The organism is Paenibacillus sp. FSL H8-0282 (assembly GCF_037963825.1).
Taxonomy (GTDB): Bacteria; Bacillota; Bacilli; order Paenibacillales; family Paenibacillaceae; genus Paenibacillus_AQ; species Paenibacillus_AQ odorifer.
Window position 1 is genome coordinate 4,723,473 of sequence record NZ_CP150146.1, and the last position, 16,792, is coordinate 4,740,264.

Consider the following 16,792-nt stretch of genomic DNA (forward strand, 5'->3'; position numbering starts at 1 on the left):
AAATCTTAAATCACACTAATCTCCGATCACTCTGTCTTACCTCTACGTCTAAATACTCGGTTCATAACAAATCCTATGGTTATCAACCCTATTCCCGACAGATACAGAGGCAAAGGACTGTTCTCACCTGTCTTCGGCAGCTGAGGAGCACCCGAAGTGCTATTGTTCACCGTACCTTTTGGTACTTCTTCATCGTCGATATCAACTTCTCCTAATGGAATTTCTTCTTCGGTAATCTCTTGCTCAGGAGTTCCCTCATCGGTTGATGTCGCGGATCCTAGATCGGCCGCATTTCCAGGACCAGCAGGAACAGCTGGATCATTAATAATTACTTCGGGTACGGGCGAGCTTGTAGACGTGGGTACCACCGAACCTCCAGATGTGCTGCTTGTAGGGATGGGTGTAGGTGCAGCAGTCGCTTCTGGTGATGGAGAAACCGTCGGTGCTGGCGTTGTTGATGGTGCAGGTGTTACGGTTGGTTCTGGTGTTGTTGTTGGAGCACCGGTTGGTTCTGGCGTTACCGTAGGCGTGGGCTCCACTGCTTTTTGATTCGTAATCACCAGTTGAATCGCTAACGAGGAACGAATCTCCACTGGATGCTCGGATGTATCGAGCACGTAACCATTTGGAGCTGCTGTCTCCACCAATACATAGCTACCCAGCCATATTTTATTAAATGTAGCTGTACCCTCTGCATCTGTAGTTAGACTGTTAATCAGTACACGTTCCGTGCCATTTAGTCGATACAATGCAAAAGTCGCATCACCAAGCGCCTTTATGTTATCTTCAGCATCTAGCTTCTTAATATTGAGAGTGCCTCTTCCCCCGCTGCCTGTGCCAGAACCGCTGGAGACCCCGACAATAATTTCTTTAGAGGTTTCTTTACTTATTTCGCTGCCGTTAAAACCACTGAAATGTACAGTATTTATTACTTTGTCTCCAGTGTTAGCCACAATCAGGGATTGATATTCGAGAATGTAAGCCCTGCTGATTTCATAGGCAAAGCTTAACTCAAAGGATTGTTTTCCATCGGCATCCGTTGTGATAACAACGCTATAATCAATACCCTGAATCAGTTCAGGACCGCTTTTCGTGATATCTCCGTTCACAGCTACAGCCGTAGGATACAGATGGAATGAATTCTGCAGCAAAATTTGATTAGCACTAGGAGTATCTTTGATTAATGCATCCTTTATTGTGGACTGCCCCCGGTTAATTTGCAGGCTCCAGTCAATTTTATCCCCGTTTTGTGTACCGTCCTTCAGCACATAATCCTCTCCAAAAGGAATTTTTACGGAGGCGGTCAAATCTTTGGAAACCACTTTTGCTCCATCATAGAGATTAGCTTTATTATCAACAGTAGTGCCTATTATTTGCCCTTCAAGACTTGTATTAAATTCAATGTAGAAAGCGGAGTTAATCTTATCTGTAAAAATAACGTTTAATTCATTATCGCTATTTACGCTATAGCTATATTTATTAGGATTCACTTCTGTACCCTTGGTAGGGTCACCATTCTTTGCAATATTCATAGTGTAAACTTTTAGTGAACCAGGAACCAAGGTCTGGCCTGATTTTAAAATATCAACAAGCGCCGGAGCTTCGAGGGTTTTGCCGTTATAATTGGCGCCTATCGACCAAGTAATTTTTTTAGTTGAAGCATCGTAGGCTCCCCCTTTAAATCCATTGTTTTTCGCCTCAGGTCTAGGAATGAATAACCCTTCTGCTTCTATCGTGCGTAAGGCTTCAGTAGTGTCCATCCAGTCTAACCGAACTTTGTTATTGAAATTTTCAGTTTTAGCCCAAATCCAGTCCTTGTTAAATTCTGTAGAATAGCTAATCGTATAAAGACCAGATATCGGTGAATTAAACACTACCTTGAAGCCTTTATTAGGCTCGACAGGTGAGTTGTACACTAGATCATAGTTATTTGGATTTAAAACATTCCCATTCAGATTTCTAATCACCAGTGATTCTGGAATAAACTTTAGGCCGCCAAATGGGAAGGATTCGGTAACTGTAACATGGCTCATCGGGTAATTATCACTATTCAATGTGACCTTCCAACCCAATGTTTTATTCTGATAATCTACGGTTGATAAAGTCTTATAAAGAATGGAAGACCGGATTAATCGGGTAGCCTGATCACTATACGTACTATCAGATACTGTATTAGTTATGGTGGCATCCTCAAACACGCGTTTTATCGCTTTTGTCTTATATTCGATTCGATATGGTGAAGTAACATCGTGTGCAAATTGCAATACAAATCCAGACTTATGAACGTCTGACGTGGAAACAACCGTGTAGTCAACATCCTTTGTCAAAACCTTGCCTAACGTTGCACCACCGGAAGAATCCAGCTGCACAGCATATACTTTTAGCGAATCGGTTACCAGCTCTTGAGAATCATCGAACAAATCTGTTAACACAGCGTTTCCTTGCGGGATATTCTTTTCATTGTAGTTATATTCAATTGCCCAGGAAATGATCTGTTTGCCCCCATCATAGCTCGTAGAATACTTTTTCAAGCTTCCTCCACGTTCTACATTCACTGTGGCAGTCGAGCTGGCGGGCTCTTGCCCATCTCCTGAAAAAGTTGCAGTATTGGTGAAGCTTAGCTGATGGTCATTAGTAATCCCTGTGGAATATACAATACGGTAAGCCTCTTTAATCACAGGTTCCGTAAAACGGACAATCAATGACCCTCCGGAGAGCTCTGCAGAGTATTTGCTTGTGTCGAGCAATGCTCCTTCCGTTACTGAACCATCCAATTGAATGCTCAGTTGATACACGCTCACTGTGACTGGAGTATTTAATGATAAGCCTGAAGGGATGGGGTCCGTCACAATGGCATTCCCCACGGCTTCCAAAGACTTATTGACATCAACAGTCCATAATATTTGGTTCGCATTGAAACCTTCGGCAATACCTCTCTTCTCTATAGTCGATCCAACACTGGGTTTAAAATTTACTGTCACTGTCTGAATACCGACGCTCACGGGAAATAAAATATTCTGTATAGTACTGCCCGAGATTTGCTGTTTATCGAATTTAGTATTTAACCGCAGCGTTCCCTGCACGTCATCATGCGTTTCTATGTAGTCATTAAAAGTCATTATCACTTCATGTGAAATTTGCCTGACTTCAAAACTCCCTACATCTCCATCCTCAGAGACCAACGGTCCGTTAAAATCATTAAATAACTGGAACTGTTCTGGAAGCTGAAAAGTAAAAGTGTCACCTTGCTTGTAATTATGATTTTTAGGAAGAGACCAATTATAATCCAAGGTAACATTAGCATCTCGTTCGTATACGCTGTTCGTGACCGTGATTCCATCTGGCCCGTAAACAGCCATTGAAACACTGGTGATGATATTTCTTTCGTCATCAATCGCAGCCGCTTTTACTTGCGGAGCAAATCCGATGCCATAGGCATATTGGGCCACAAGCATCAAAATAATGACCATTACACTTATTTTTTTCTTAAACATGTTCCTGTTGCCTCCATTTTCTTGTTCTAATTGTTTTCCACCCCTGCATGTTCAAAAGCTTCATATGTAATTCCGCGCCCTACGCCCCATCTTATGTTAATATAATGAAAAGTCTTCCTTATGTGGTGGAGTTGACAGAACATATACATATATACCCATTTTATGGATATCTAGAATCAAGAATATTAAAATTCTCAAACTTTATTTTTGATGGATGTTTTCACGTTCAAAGGAGGTTCGTCTATGCAGCTTTCATCTTTTTTTGATCGCCAGCACGCGGAGGATTTCATCATGTTCTCCTCTTCGCATTGGGTTGCGCTGTCTATCATTACGTTAAGTTGTCTACTGCTCTATGGCTTACGGTTTGAAATTCGTACAGATTCAAGACTTCGGCAAAGCGTGCGTTTGCTGCTAATCATTCTACTTGTAGTCTCAGAAGCCGGGCTGCAAATGTGGTACATCTCTCAGAACATCTGGCGCTCCAGCTCCTCATTACCGTTCGAGCTCTGTGGAATCACTCTACTGCTGTCTATTATCATGTTAATTTCACGCAGTCGAACCCTTTATTCCTTTCTCTACTTTGCCGGGATCGGCGGAGCATTTATTGCGTTGCTCACCCCTAACCTAGTTTATCCGTTCCCTCATTTCCGCTTTCTCCTGTTTTTTATAGCTCATGGTTCTATTATTCTCGCGTCTCTTTACATGACCTGGATTGAGGGCTACAAGCCGACTTGGAGATCTTTACTCATCACCATGCTCGGCCTCAATATTGTGGCTGCGTGCATCTGGACTGCTAATTACTTCCTAGGCTCAAACTACATGTTCCTATCCCAGAAACCTAGTACCTATTCCGTATTGGATTATTTTGGACCTTATCCTTATTACCTGCTTGTTGAAGAGCTGTTTGCCTTCACTGTGTTTCTAGCAATGTATTTGATATTCTTCTGGCTGCCAGAGCGGCGCAATTCACGGCGTAGACAGGTTAGGCGGATTCTTTAACAACACAAAAAAGCCAGCCCCGATATTCGGAGACTGGCTTTTAACTATTAAATCTTAAGCTTCGATGATTTCTACCGAAGTCATTTTGTCGCGTCCTTTGAAAGCATCAACAAGATCCATGCCTTCTACTACTTTACCAAACACAGTGTGTACTCCATCCAAGTGTGGTTGTGGAGCGTAGCAGATGTAGAACTGGCTTCCGCCTGTGTTCTTACCTGCATGTGCCATTGCAAGTGTTCCGCGTTCATGTTTGTTTGGGTTAATTTCGCAGTTGATTGTGTAACCTGGGCCGCCAGAGCCAGTTCCGTTAGGACATCCGCCTTGAGCAACGAAACCAGGGATAACACGGTGGAATGTCAATCCGTTGTAGAAACCTTCTTTTGCCAGCTTTTCAAAGTTGGCTACAGTGTTAGGTGCATCTTGATCGAACAAGTCCAGCAGCACTACGCCGCCATTTTCTAGAGTGATTTTCGCTTGCTTTGCCATATGTAAATGACCCCTTTCAAAATTAACAAATTTAGAATACCTCAATTATATTACTATGAAACCACGCACAAAGCAAAGCAAGCAGGAGACTTTCCTGCTTGCTCTATATGCTGCTCAACTTTACCCACCTTACAGCAGCAGGCTATTACTTAGCAACAACTGTCTGTTTGGCGATACGCTCTGGTACAATATCGTTGGCAATAAGATCCGTATAGCTTTCACGACGCACTACAAGATCGCTTTGTCCGTTCTGTACGAATACTAAAGCCGGACGGCGAAGACGGTTATAGTTGCTGGCCATGGAGTAATTATACGCACCTGTGCAGGCTACAGCCAACAAATCGCCGCTTTCAGCCTTCGGCAGCTCTACATCCCAGATCAACATATCTCCGCTCTCGCAGCATTTACCAGCGATGGAGACAGTCTCAGTTGCGTCTTCGTTAGCACGGTTAGCAAGCAATGCCTCGTATTTAGACTGATACAAAGCAGGGCGTGGATTGTCGGTCATTCCACCATCAACAGCAACGTACTTACGCACGCCAGGAATGTCCTTGTTGGATCCTACAGTGTACAATGTAGTACCTGCATCTCCAACAATACTACGGCCCGGCTCCACCCAAATTTCCGGCAAAGCACTATAAATTCCAACAAAATGAGTCTTCACTGCATCCGTAATCGCTGCAACATATTCAGAAACATGTAATGGGGTATCTCCCTCGACATAACGAATCCCGAAACCTCCGCCAAGATTGACTACACGGAAGTCCACTTCCAAGCCTTCTTTAACACTGCGGGCAAAAGTTGCCACACGCTCAACAGCTAGCTGGAAACCATCGGTTTCAAAAATCTGAGAACCAATATGGGAATGCACACCAAGCAGCGTGATATTCTTTTTGCTGACTGCTGCTTTCACTGCTTCATAGGCCGATCCATTACCGATATCAAAGCCGAATTTGGAATCTGTCTGGCCCGTTGCGGTATATTCATGAGTATGCGCTTCTACACCTGGTGTCACCCGCAATAAGATGTTTACATTAACTTCTTTACGTGCAGCAATGGACTGCAAAAGGTTAAGCTCTACCAAATTATCGACTACAAAGCAGCCGATTTTGGCATCAATCGCCATTTCGATCTCTTCAGATGTCTTATTGTTGCCATGAAAATGAATACGTTCTGCCGGGAAGCCAGCTTGCAAAGCTGTATATAGTTCGCCGTCAGATACAACATCCAGTGACAAACCTTCTTCATCAGCCAAACGAACCATTGCCATTACTGAAAACGCTTTGCTTGCGTAAGCTACTTGGAAACCAAGGCCGGAGGCTTTAAAAGCATCCATATATTCCCGGCAACGTTGTCTAACCAATTGCTCGTCCAATATATATAGCGGGGTTCCATATTCCGCTTTCAATTCAGTTACATCACATCCGCCGATCTCCAGATGCCCAGCATCGTTAATGCGGCTAGTACCGTGTAGAAACATTCTTTAGTCCTCCAATTTCTGTGGAATATCAAGGTTCCACCCTGTCTTAGTGTATTCAGTATAACAGACAGTGGGAACTCCATTGAATGGACTAATTTGCAGTAGTTTTGTATTTTCCTACGATTGTTACTCATTCTCTTGAGATGGCGGCATTCTGGTATTGTCTCTGGTTTTGTTAAAAGACGGCCTTTCCTTCGAACTTAAGACCGGTTTACGCAATAGAATTTCACTCATTGCCTTTGCATTAAAGGGTATAAACGGCCACATATATGAGGAGTTATAGGACCGATGAGTGGTTAAGAAGATAGTCAGTAACGTCGTGCCAATCATAAAGCCTGGTACCTGGAACGCCGCTACGGAAATTAATAACACAAGCCTGACTATACGGTTCGCCAGACCCAGCTCATAACTCGGAGTCGCGAACATACCGATTGAGGCTACCGCCATATACAGTACTACTTCGTTTACAAACAGACCGCTCTGCACCGCTATATCACCAATCAATATGGCTGCAATCAGACCCATCGCTGAGCCTAAAGGTGTTGGAGTATGCACGGCGGCCATCCGCAGTAAATCAACCCCAAGCTCTACAATCAGAAACTGAGCGAGAATAGGAATTCTGGCTGTCTTTTGCGGCCCGATAAAATCCAGCATAGCAGGCTTTAACTCAGGATGGATAACAAGCAGCATCCATAACGGGAGCAGGAACATGGAAGCGAAGATGCCGATGAAACGGACCCACCGCAGATATGTCCCCATAAAAGGAGTCTGGCGATTCTCCTCCGCATGCTGGCAAAGATCAAAAAAGGTAGTCGGAAGAACAATTACAATGGGCGAGGTATCCACGAATAATATGACCCGTCCCTCTAATAAATTGGAGGCTACAACGTCAGGGCGTTCAGAATAACGCACCATAGGATAAGGGTTCCACCCTCCGCCGATAATCGCTTCCTCCAATTGCTTATCCGCCAGTGGAATACCATCGATATCGATGCTGTTGATTTTATCGATGACAGACGTAACTTGTGTTTTATCAACGATATCATCGATGTAAGCCACGCAGACATCTGTCCGTGTCCGCCGTCCCACTTGAAACATTTCAAGCTTCAGCCCCGGATCACGTATCCGTCTTCTTACAAGTGAAATATTACTAAGCAGGGTTTCTGTAAAACCATCGCGCGCACCACGCACCACCCGATCAATCGAGGGTTCATCAGGACTTCGCATGGGGTAAGATCGAGTATCCATTAGGATAACTTTGTTCTCACCCTCAATAAATAGTGCGCTCATTCCTTTTAATACTTTATCGAAACATTCGCTTAATACACTACCCTCTTCAACTTGAATATGAGGGATGTATTCGTTCATAAAGCTACCTAATACACCTGCGGACAAATTTTCTGAAGAAAGGTAGGTTAGTCGTTTCAGAATTTCATCCGTCACATCTTCGTTGGTGAATCCGCTTAAGCAGAGTAAAGCTGTCTTATGTCCCCCAAAGGACATTTCTCTAAACGTCACATCAAAACTTGTTCCCAGCCCCATCACTTCGGTCAGCGTGTTTTTTGTTTCTTGTAGAGAACCTGGGATATGATCATTGCCTTGCCAATAAATAACGGATTCCTTTAATGAGTTAGAATGCTCACTATCGCGTTTGTTTTGTAGCTTATCTTTACTTTTGTTCTGAGACTGCTGCTGCGCCTGCTTCTTTGAAGGCTTCGGTTGAGCTTGAGACTCCTCCCCAGTACCAGCATCGTTACCTGTTCCGCCTGCTGCCTGAGCATTCTGATCCTGTGCCTCATCATCTGATTCTGAATCCTCTGAATCCATACCAAATAACCTGGCAAAAAAACCTTTACTCGGCTCATTTGGCTCCTGATTGCCGAGCTCATCCGATGCTTCTGCATCTTGCTGCTCTGTTCCCTGCTCCGCAGTGGCTTCTGCATCCTGCTGCTCTGTTCCCTGCTCCGCAGTGGCATCTGCATCCTGCTGCTCAGTTCCCTGCTCCGCAGTCACTTCCCCATCCTGTTGCTCAGTTCCCTGCTCCGCAGTCGCTTCTGCATCCTGCTGCTCTGTTCCCTGCTCCGCAGTCGCTTCTGCATGCTGCTGCTCTGTTCCCTGCTCCGCAGTCGCTTCTGCATCCTGCTGCTCTGTTCCCTGCTCCGCAGTCACTTCAGCATCCTGCTGTTCTGTTCCCTGCTCCGCAGTCACTTCTGCATCCTGCTGCTCAGTGCCTAATTCGGCTGATGCCTCTGTATCCTGCTGCTCCTGGCTAGTTTCAGATGTTGTAGAATTTCCCGCTGAATCTTCACTTCCACCGATAGCTGAAGTGCCCTCAGGATCTGTGTGATCTGCAACTAGATCCTCTGCAGTTGTCTTCATTGCTGCAGCAGCTGCAGCATTATCTTCCAGATGGTCATCTTCCGGTGCAGAATCACCGCTGTGAATAAACTTGCTCATTTCCTAACCCCCTGTTTACTGTCGGTATACAAACCAGTCGAACAAAGAACCCGCGACCTTCCCACTCACCATCGCCATTAACAGACCGAATAGATAATGTGTCATATTTAAGCGTTTAGCGAGTATCGGCAGCACATTTAATACCTCGGTCAATGCTGCAGCGAGCATCCCGACAAAAATTCCATCAAATAGTCCTACACCAAGTTCAACTAGAGGACCTGAGGTAATTTTCCAATTCCAAAAATCACTAACAGTACCTACTAAAGATCCACCTACCATCGCGCCTTCATACCAATGAACTTTATCGTAAGAAGAGGTTAATTGCGCCAGACGTGGCACCATATCCAGCACAACAAATAGAGCGATCACTCCACCGCCTACAGCAATACCACCCGCAATGCCCAGCAGCAAATTTAGTCCCAGTGCTATGGGTGCCGTCATCTTCAGTCCTCCGTATTCTCTGATTGGTTTTCACTGCGGCGCCTCATCTTGCTGTATTCCTCATTGATGACATATTGGTCGATGTTCTTCTGATACAGATACATTTCCACTTCCAGCGGAGTAGGCTCCTCATTCCACTTCTTTTTAAATAAATGGTTGAAAAAAATGACCATCCCAAACCCGATGCCCAGAGAATAAGCAATCTGAAATATATAGGGATGCTCATCCCGATGACCCGTTAGCATCTCCACAATTCGAATTTGTACCTCCAGCATATTTACATCAGCATGAAAGTTCATAATTGTCAGAGCAGACCCAAAGAAAAGCAGCAGCCACACTAAAACAAACATCGCCACCGAAGGTTTCCGTCTCTCCACCTGACTCTCAATCTGCACAATCGTCCTCCCTTCACCGATCGGTTCAATGTCCGCATTCGGTATAAGTTCATATATCCGGGGGATAACCATCAACAGATCAATCAAAATCAGATTGCCGTCACTTTGCTCCGGCTTCATTAAGAGAATTGTCTCCAACGACTCTTTCAGTTCAGGCTCCGCTATCAAAAAAGCAATATCACCCAACGTGACACCTTTACCCTTGGGAACCATCACCCGATTTTTAAGCTGTATATAGATGGTGGGAGCAGAATGTTGTTTCATCCGCATTCCTCCTAAAGGTTATGGTGAAGCTCAGGTCCAAGATAACGGTAGTATGGGAGTAAAGCCTTATTTTTACTCTTGCTGCTCTGAATCAATTTCTTGAAATACTGAAATGTTGCTTGTTTATAGGTATCAGGAAAGGCTAACCCTTCTTCTGGAAATTAAAAAGAAGACAGCTCAAGGTAATTAACCTTAAGCTGTCTTCTTGTTTCAATCCTAAATACGTCAGAATTCGAGCGAATCCAATTTCCCTCCCGCAAAATCAAACAGGGTCAGATTGGACCAACCATTCTCATGTCCCACGGACCATTCCTTTTGCGAAGGAACCCAGGCTGGCTCCCAATAATAAAACCCGATACCTTTACCGTTAGGTATATTCTCAATTACACTAATAAAATCTTTCATATACTTAGTCTGTCCCTCTACTGTAGCCGGATAACCTTCATGCAGCTGCTTTTCCTCACTTACTATTAAGGGGAAACCTTCAGGTGCATTCAGCGTCCAAGGATAAGCTGTTTCAACAACAATAATATCCTTATTGTACCGCACCGCCAATTCATTCAGGTTAGATCGCAAGTCATCCAGCGTGCCGTGCCACCAAGAATAAAAAGATAATCCGATCACATCAAAATTTACGCCATGCTCGAAAAACCGATCATAAAAGTTACGGCTGGCTGGATGATCAGCACCACGGTCAATATGGATCATGATGGACAAATCAGAAGCAACAGCTTTTGCGCCCGCTATTCCTGCTTGAACCAGTGTAATGAACTGTTCCCACTGCTCCGTAGTATCCCACTCACCATCCACCTTGCCTTCATTCCATAACATGCCTGGAGTAATCTCATTACCGATCTGCACCATGTCGGGCATTGTGCCTTGAGATTGCAAAAGCTCAAGAACCTCACGAGTATACTCATACACGGCTGATGTTAAACCCGTAAAATCAAGGTTCTCCCAAGCTTTTGGCTTCGATTGATTAGCAGGATCTGCCCATTTATCCGAATAATGAAAATCCAGCAGAAAGTTAAGTCCTGCTTCTTTAATTCGCTTAGCCATAATCAGCGTACGTTCTAGATTGCAGAAGCCGCCCGGAGGATCATTCCAAATCCGCAGCCGGATGGCATTCACGCCATTGTCCTTCAGAATGTAGAGCAAATCCTCAGCGTTCTCAACGGACTCTACAGCACCGCTGTAATACGCTCCTCCACCCTGCTCAATTTCATCCAGAAACGAGATATCCATTCCATTGATAAATGTGGTTGTCATCATTGCTACTCCTTTACAGAACCAAGTGTCATCCCTTTAACAAAATATTTTTGCAGGAAAGGATATACGATCAAAATTGGAGCGGCTCCGATAAATATTTGCGCGGCTCTCACCGTCGTCTGCGAGATCAGCTCCATTTCCTTTGGATTGATGCTCATGGAGCTCATATCCCGTTGAATGATAACCGTCTGCAGGAATGTCGCCAGTGGAAATTGCTTGGAATTATTCAAATACAATAGTCCATCGAACCAGGAGTTCCAATGGAATACCATGCTGAACAAGGCAATCGTAGCGATCGACGGCAGAGAAATCGGCAAGTAAATACTGAACAACGTACGGAAATGTCCGGCTCCGTCTATTAGCGAGGCCTCCTCCAGATCTTTTGGAATACCACGGAAGAAGTTCAGCATCAGAATCACCAAGAACGTATTTACCGCACCTGGCAGAACAAGTACCCAGAAGGAATCCATCAAACCAATCTTTTGAATCACAATGTAAAATGGAATCAAGCCGCCGTTGAACACCATACTGAAAACGAACAACCAAGAGTAGACATTACGGCCCTTGAAGGCTGAGTTTTCTTTGGATAACGGATAGGCTGCCAAAAAAGTAATTAAAAGTGTAAGTCCAGTCCCGAGTATGGTTCTTTGAACAGATACCCAGATGGAGTGTAGAAAGATCGGATTGTTTATTGTCTTTTTATAAGCTTCCAGAGAGAATTGCTTTGGCCATAACCCTACCAAATTGGCATCCGCTGCCGACTTCGCGCTAAAGGATACAGCCAGCACGTGAATCAAAGGTACAATACACATCAGCGCGAGCAGGATTAAAAAGCAAGTATTAAACACGTTGAATATACGATAACCTCTTGTTTTGTAATACATAAGTTGTCTCCCTCTTCCTTTGGTAGATTAGAAAATGCGATATCCTGCCCACTTCTTAGCCAAACTGTACGAGACGAGAATTAGGATCATACTAATGGCCGACTTAAACAGTCCGATTGCCGTACCAAAGCCCATCTCACCATTCAGAATAGCCGTGCGGTACACGAAGGTATCAATAATATCGCCTTTCTGATAGACCAGTGGATTGTAGAGGTTAAAAATCTGGTCAAACCCTGCGTTCAATACATTTCCGAGAGCCAAGGTACCTACCACCACAACCATTGGCAATAGAGATGGCATTGTGATAAAACGTGTCTGCTTCCAGCGGTTAGCGCCGTCTATTTCAGCAGCTTCATATAATGATGGATTGATTCCTGCTAGAGCAGCTAAGAAAACGATCGTATTATAACCAAATTCCTTCCACACATCTGTGAGAATAACTGTGAACCGGAACCAGTTGTTATCCCCTAAGAAAAAGATTGGTTTGAAGCCCATGCTGCCTAAGATCTGATTGACAAAACCATCTGTAGCAAGCAAATCCAGCAAGATCCCGCCGAGAATAACCCAAGATAAAAAGTGAGGCAAGTATACCAGTGTCTGAATAGTACGCTGTATGTATACCTTGCGAATCTCATTTAACAAAATGGCGAATACAAACGGTACAGCCAGATTGAAAATCATTTTTAGAACAGCAATAATCAATGTATTCCAAATGACCTGCATACTGTCATTACGTTCAAATAGATAACGGAAATTGTCCAATCCAACCCATGCCGAGCCTGAAATTTTCAGCCATGGCTTATAATCCTGAAATGCCATCACAATTCCGCCCATTGGAATAAAGCTGAAGATGATCAGGAATATCATCGCTGGCAATAACATCAAGTGAAAAGGCCATGTTTTTTTTAGTGTTCTCATCCTTGGTCCCCCATATCGTGTCAAGTTCTTCTGTAACCATACTCAAATTATAGCAACGCCCGAATTCCTCAAATAGCGGGCAAAACCAATATATATGGTACAAAAGCAATCTCTTTATCACATTGAAAAAAGAGGACTTCAAACGCAAACAGGGACCCTCCCTAAAGCCTAATGCTACGGCTGAAGAGACGGTCCCGTTTACTCCTTTTTACCTAGTCAAACTAAATCCAAACCTTATTTTACGCTGTCATACCATTCGTTAACTTCTTTAGTGATTTGATCGCCACCACCTGATTTCCAGGTTGCTACAAAGGAATCAAATGCATCCAGCGGTTTGTTGCCATAGATAATTTCATTAAACGTTTGGTTCTCAATTTTGTTCAGATAGTCCATCTTCGATTTCATAGTTTCGGTCGTAGGACCTGTGAACATATTCTTAAAGGATTTATCCTCTTGCGCCAGCAGAACTTTGGCAGCCGCAGGGGTATCTTTACCATAATTCACAGCTACGTCCTTCTCCAGACGGGTTGTTGGCTCTGCGCCATCTGCCAGGTTAAGGAGTGCTTTCATTTGGGCATCCGGGATCCGGGCACCGTCACGAACCAGCATATAACGAACACTATTCACATAACCGCCAGCAATTTTATCATTTTCGATCATCTTGCCGTTCGCGTCCAGCTCATAGTCATATCCTGCAAAAAGACCGTTATCCAGTTCACTGCCTGGCGTTGGATTAGCAAAGTTATCGAACAGATAGTTTTGATAAGTAAAGAAGGCTTCTGGATTTTTCATTTTCGTGCTGATCAAAGTTACACCGTTAGTGAATTGTGTGCCATGACGCATAACCTTTCCATCTGGACCCGCTGGAATTTCAATTGGAGCCCATACTGCATCTGGAGAGTTCTTCACGGTATCCTGAAGCGGCCAGCCGCTCATCCAGTAAGGACCCGGGAGAATCCCTGCTGTACCTGCAACTGCTGGTTCGGCAGTTTTGTTCTCATCCCAAAGAGCTGCTTCCTGAGGAATATAACCTTTCGCCAACCATTCCTTCAGTTTTTCAAGCCCTTGCTTCATGCCAGCATTTACTGAGCCGTATTCTAGTTTACCATCAGCATCTAGATTCCATTGCTGTGGCAAGGTTCCGTAAGCACCAAAGATCCAAGATGGATCGCCCATCCAAGTGTTCATTGTTGTTTTGAAGCCGATACTAAGTGGAGTTACCTTGTCTGGTGCCAAACCATCAGGGTTCTGATTCTTGAACGCATCCATCACTTTTTCCAGCTCATCGATCGTCTTAGGGGCTTGCATATTCAGCTTATCCAGCCAATCTTGGCGGATCCACAGAATGTAATCATGGTTATATGCATAATCGAGAACAGGCAGGCCCATTCTTTTGCCATCACGGCTGTATTGGTTCCAAACGTTAGGATCCTGTGCCATCGCTTCTTTCCAAGTATCTGAAGCATATTTATCAAACAAAGTTCCTACATCTGCATACATGCCGGAATCGATCAAATCCTGTGCAATCGTGTTGTCGGCTGTACCGATGGTTACGACATCAGGCATGTCCTGACCTGAAGACATGGATAAACGCAGCTTCGTACCAAATGCGCCGTTCGTATCTGTGATGGACCAAAGGGACTTAATGTTGATGCCGAATTTTTCTTTAGCCCATTTTGTAGCCACGTTATTCTCAATGCTTTCACCGTTTTTGAATTTAAGCTCAGGGTCCACGCCCCATGCGGTTGTAAATGTCACCTCAGGATCGTATTTATCCTTGTAGGCGTTTTCAGAATTGGAAGCTGTATTTGCAGTCGCTTCACCAGCTGCTTTATCTCCAGCAGTGTCTTTACTATTAGCAGCGTTATTGCCTGAACAGCCCGCAAGGCTACCCGCCAAAAGCATGCTCATGCACAGGAGCGGCAGCCATCTTTTTCTCTTCATCGCGCTCATTTTGTTCCCCCTTGGATTCCATAAGTGTTGGTTACATTTTAATTATAGGGAACGACGCTGAGCCCGAATACGTCATTTAAACAAGGTTTCTGCACCTTTTTCAACCTCTATCCGTCCCGGAATTCATTTGGTGTCATATTGTAGTGTTTTTTGAACATCTTACTGAAATATTGCGGATTCTGATATCCAAGCTCAGAGGTGATTTCATAGATTTTTTTATTCGTATTTTTAAGCAGATATAATGCCCGTTCCATCCGCATCCGAATAATATAGTCCCCAAGTCCTTCCCCAGTCTCAGCTTTATAAATCTTGGACAAGTAGACTGGATGCAAATATACATGATCGGCAATGGTTTTGACGGACAGCTCATGCCCCGAATGGTTTCCTACCAGCTCATGCACCTGCTTGATAATATAACTTTTCGTATTCTGATCGCTTTCGGATAGCTCCTTCTGAAGCTTATCGAGCATATCAAACGCCCAATCTTTAAGCTTATCAAAAGAAACAATAATACTCTGCGTCAACAACGGATCTAAAGCGTATTGGTCGATCTTGGAGATGAACTGACCACTCTTATGCGCTATATACATAAATGCATTCGTTATCGATAGAAAGACCTCGTACAGATGTTCACTGGAAAACCGTGCATTCTCCATATCCCGGAACACGTCAGCAATTTTTTGCCTTGCTGTATCCCATTGTTTGGATTCCAGCAGATGAATGAGTGTAGGTGGACGATAAAGACATTCGAGCGATTTGATGCTGATCGTCTCCTGATGCTGGCGGTCATCCAAAAACAGCACGGAGCTGGATTCATCATGTGCTGCCAAATACATCGAGCTAAGGCCGCTTCGATAGGCAGCCGTCATCCCCTCTGGAAAGGTGAACCACTCCGTTACAATCAGTGAAATCTCACCCTTGAGGTAATTGCTTACACTAATTCGGAAATTCGCGATCACCGCTTTTAGGATTTGCTGCCTTGCAGCTTCATAGTTAGCCATTTGCTCCAATTCCTGCTGTACAGCTGGCTTTAATTCAACAAGCAGAATCAAGCAATCATGCGGCGCTTTGCAGAACCAGACATGGAACTGTTCCTTAAAAAGCTCCTCGGCAATGTTGCCGATCGCATATTCCATGAGAGAGACCGAATGGTGATCCATTGCGGCATAATGTTTACCCAGCTGAATCAGCAGCATCGCCGCTTCAGCATCCGGCTGGAAGGAGATTTCATATTCCTTCAGCTTAATGGCTAGTGTCCGCTCAGACAGCACCCTGCCGAGAAGCAATTCGTGCATCAGATTAGCCCGCAAAACACTGTAATCGGCTTTGCGATTATACAGCAGCAAATGATATCTATCATGAGCTTCCCATTCGTCTTTCAAAGATTCAATCGCACTGGATACGCTTTTGATAAACTCATCATCACTTACCGGCTTCAAAATATAATCAAATGCCTGCAGTTGAATAGCTTTTTTCGCATATTGAAAATCGGAATAACCTGTCAATAAAATGGACCGAATATTTGGCCATTTCTCGCTCACGGCTTCAATTAATTGCAGGCCAGTCATTCCTGGCATTGAAATATCCGTAACCATAATATCTATAGCCTGCTGTTCCATAATTTGCAGAGCTTCAGCACCCGATGCCGCTTGATGCACCTGCTTTACCCCGATTTCAGCCCATGGAATAGTACGAGCTAAACTTTCCGTAACATAGGGCTCATCATCAACTAACAACAGCTCTATCATTCTT

12 protein-coding genes are annotated in these 16,792 nt (G+C 44.2%); 1 reads left to right on the plus strand and 11 read right to left on the minus strand.

Annotation, left to right across the window (positions count from 1 at the left end):
- Positions 1–26: 26 nt before the first annotated feature.
- The gene (locus NST94_RS20535) at positions 27–3,494 is read right to left on the minus strand and encodes a collagen binding domain-containing protein (protein ID WP_076302775.1); all 3,468 of its coding nucleotides are present in this window, start codon (positions 3,492–3,494) and stop codon (positions 27–29) included.
- Between the two features lie 243 nt (positions 3,495–3,737).
- Between NST94_RS20535 and NST94_RS20540 the strand changes: the two genes are divergently transcribed.
- A complete protein-coding gene (locus NST94_RS20540; protein ID WP_076127434.1) occupies positions 3,738–4,493 on the plus strand; it encodes a TIGR02206 family membrane protein in 756 nt (251 codons plus the stop codon).
- A gap of 54 nt (positions 4,494–4,547) precedes the next feature.
- Here NST94_RS20540 and NST94_RS20545 read toward each other — a convergent pair whose 3' ends face one another.
- From NST94_RS20545 to NST94_RS20590, 10 genes are all read right to left on the minus strand, one after another.
- A complete protein-coding gene (locus NST94_RS20545) occupies positions 4,548–4,979 on the minus strand; it encodes a peptidylprolyl isomerase (RefSeq protein ID WP_036676135.1) in 432 nt (143 codons plus the stop codon).
- Positions 4,980–5,124: 145 nt separating this feature from the next.
- Positions 5,125–6,459: a diaminopimelate decarboxylase gene (lysA, locus tag NST94_RS20550; protein WP_076127432.1), complete on the minus strand. Its 1,335-nt coding sequence runs from the start codon at positions 6,457–6,459 to the stop codon at positions 5,125–5,127.
- Positions 6,460–6,585: 126 nt separating this feature from the next.
- Positions 6,586–8,286, minus strand: coding sequence for a spore germination protein (locus NST94_RS20555; RefSeq protein WP_076302799.1), 1,701 nt, complete (start codon positions 8,284–8,286; stop codon positions 6,586–6,588).
- Between the two features lie 645 nt (positions 8,287–8,931).
- Positions 8,932–9,357, minus strand: coding sequence for a stage V sporulation protein AB (locus tag NST94_RS20560; RefSeq protein WP_036676132.1), 426 nt, complete (start codon positions 9,355–9,357; stop codon positions 8,932–8,934).
- A 2-nt stretch (positions 9,358–9,359) separates the two neighbouring features.
- Positions 9,360–10,016 (minus strand): stage V sporulation protein AA, encoded by a 657-nt coding sequence (locus tag NST94_RS20565; RefSeq protein ID WP_036676129.1) that lies wholly within the window; start codon positions 10,014–10,016, stop codon positions 9,360–9,362.
- Between the two features lie 225 nt (positions 10,017–10,241).
- A complete protein-coding gene (locus tag NST94_RS20570) occupies positions 10,242–11,288 on the minus strand; it encodes an arabinogalactan endo-1,4-beta-galactosidase (RefSeq protein ID WP_305954155.1) in 1,047 nt (348 codons plus the stop codon).
- A gap of 2 nt (positions 11,289–11,290) precedes the next feature.
- Complete coding sequence (locus tag NST94_RS20575; protein ID WP_036676128.1) at positions 11,291–12,169, minus strand: carbohydrate ABC transporter permease; 879 nt, start codon at positions 12,167–12,169, stop codon at positions 11,291–11,293.
- A 27-nt stretch (positions 12,170–12,196) separates the two neighbouring features.
- A complete protein-coding gene (locus NST94_RS20580) occupies positions 12,197–13,087 on the minus strand; it encodes an ABC transporter permease subunit (RefSeq protein ID WP_036676126.1) in 891 nt (296 codons plus the stop codon).
- 234 nt (positions 13,088–13,321) lie between these two features.
- A complete protein-coding gene (locus NST94_RS20585) occupies positions 13,322–15,040 on the minus strand; it encodes an extracellular solute-binding protein (protein WP_076127426.1) in 1,719 nt (572 codons plus the stop codon).
- A gap of 107 nt (positions 15,041–15,147) precedes the next feature.
- Entirely contained in the window at positions 15,148–16,788 is a 1,641-nt protein-coding gene (locus NST94_RS20590) for a response regulator (protein ID WP_076127424.1), read from the minus strand.
- Between the last annotated feature and the right edge of the window lie 4 nt (positions 16,789–16,792).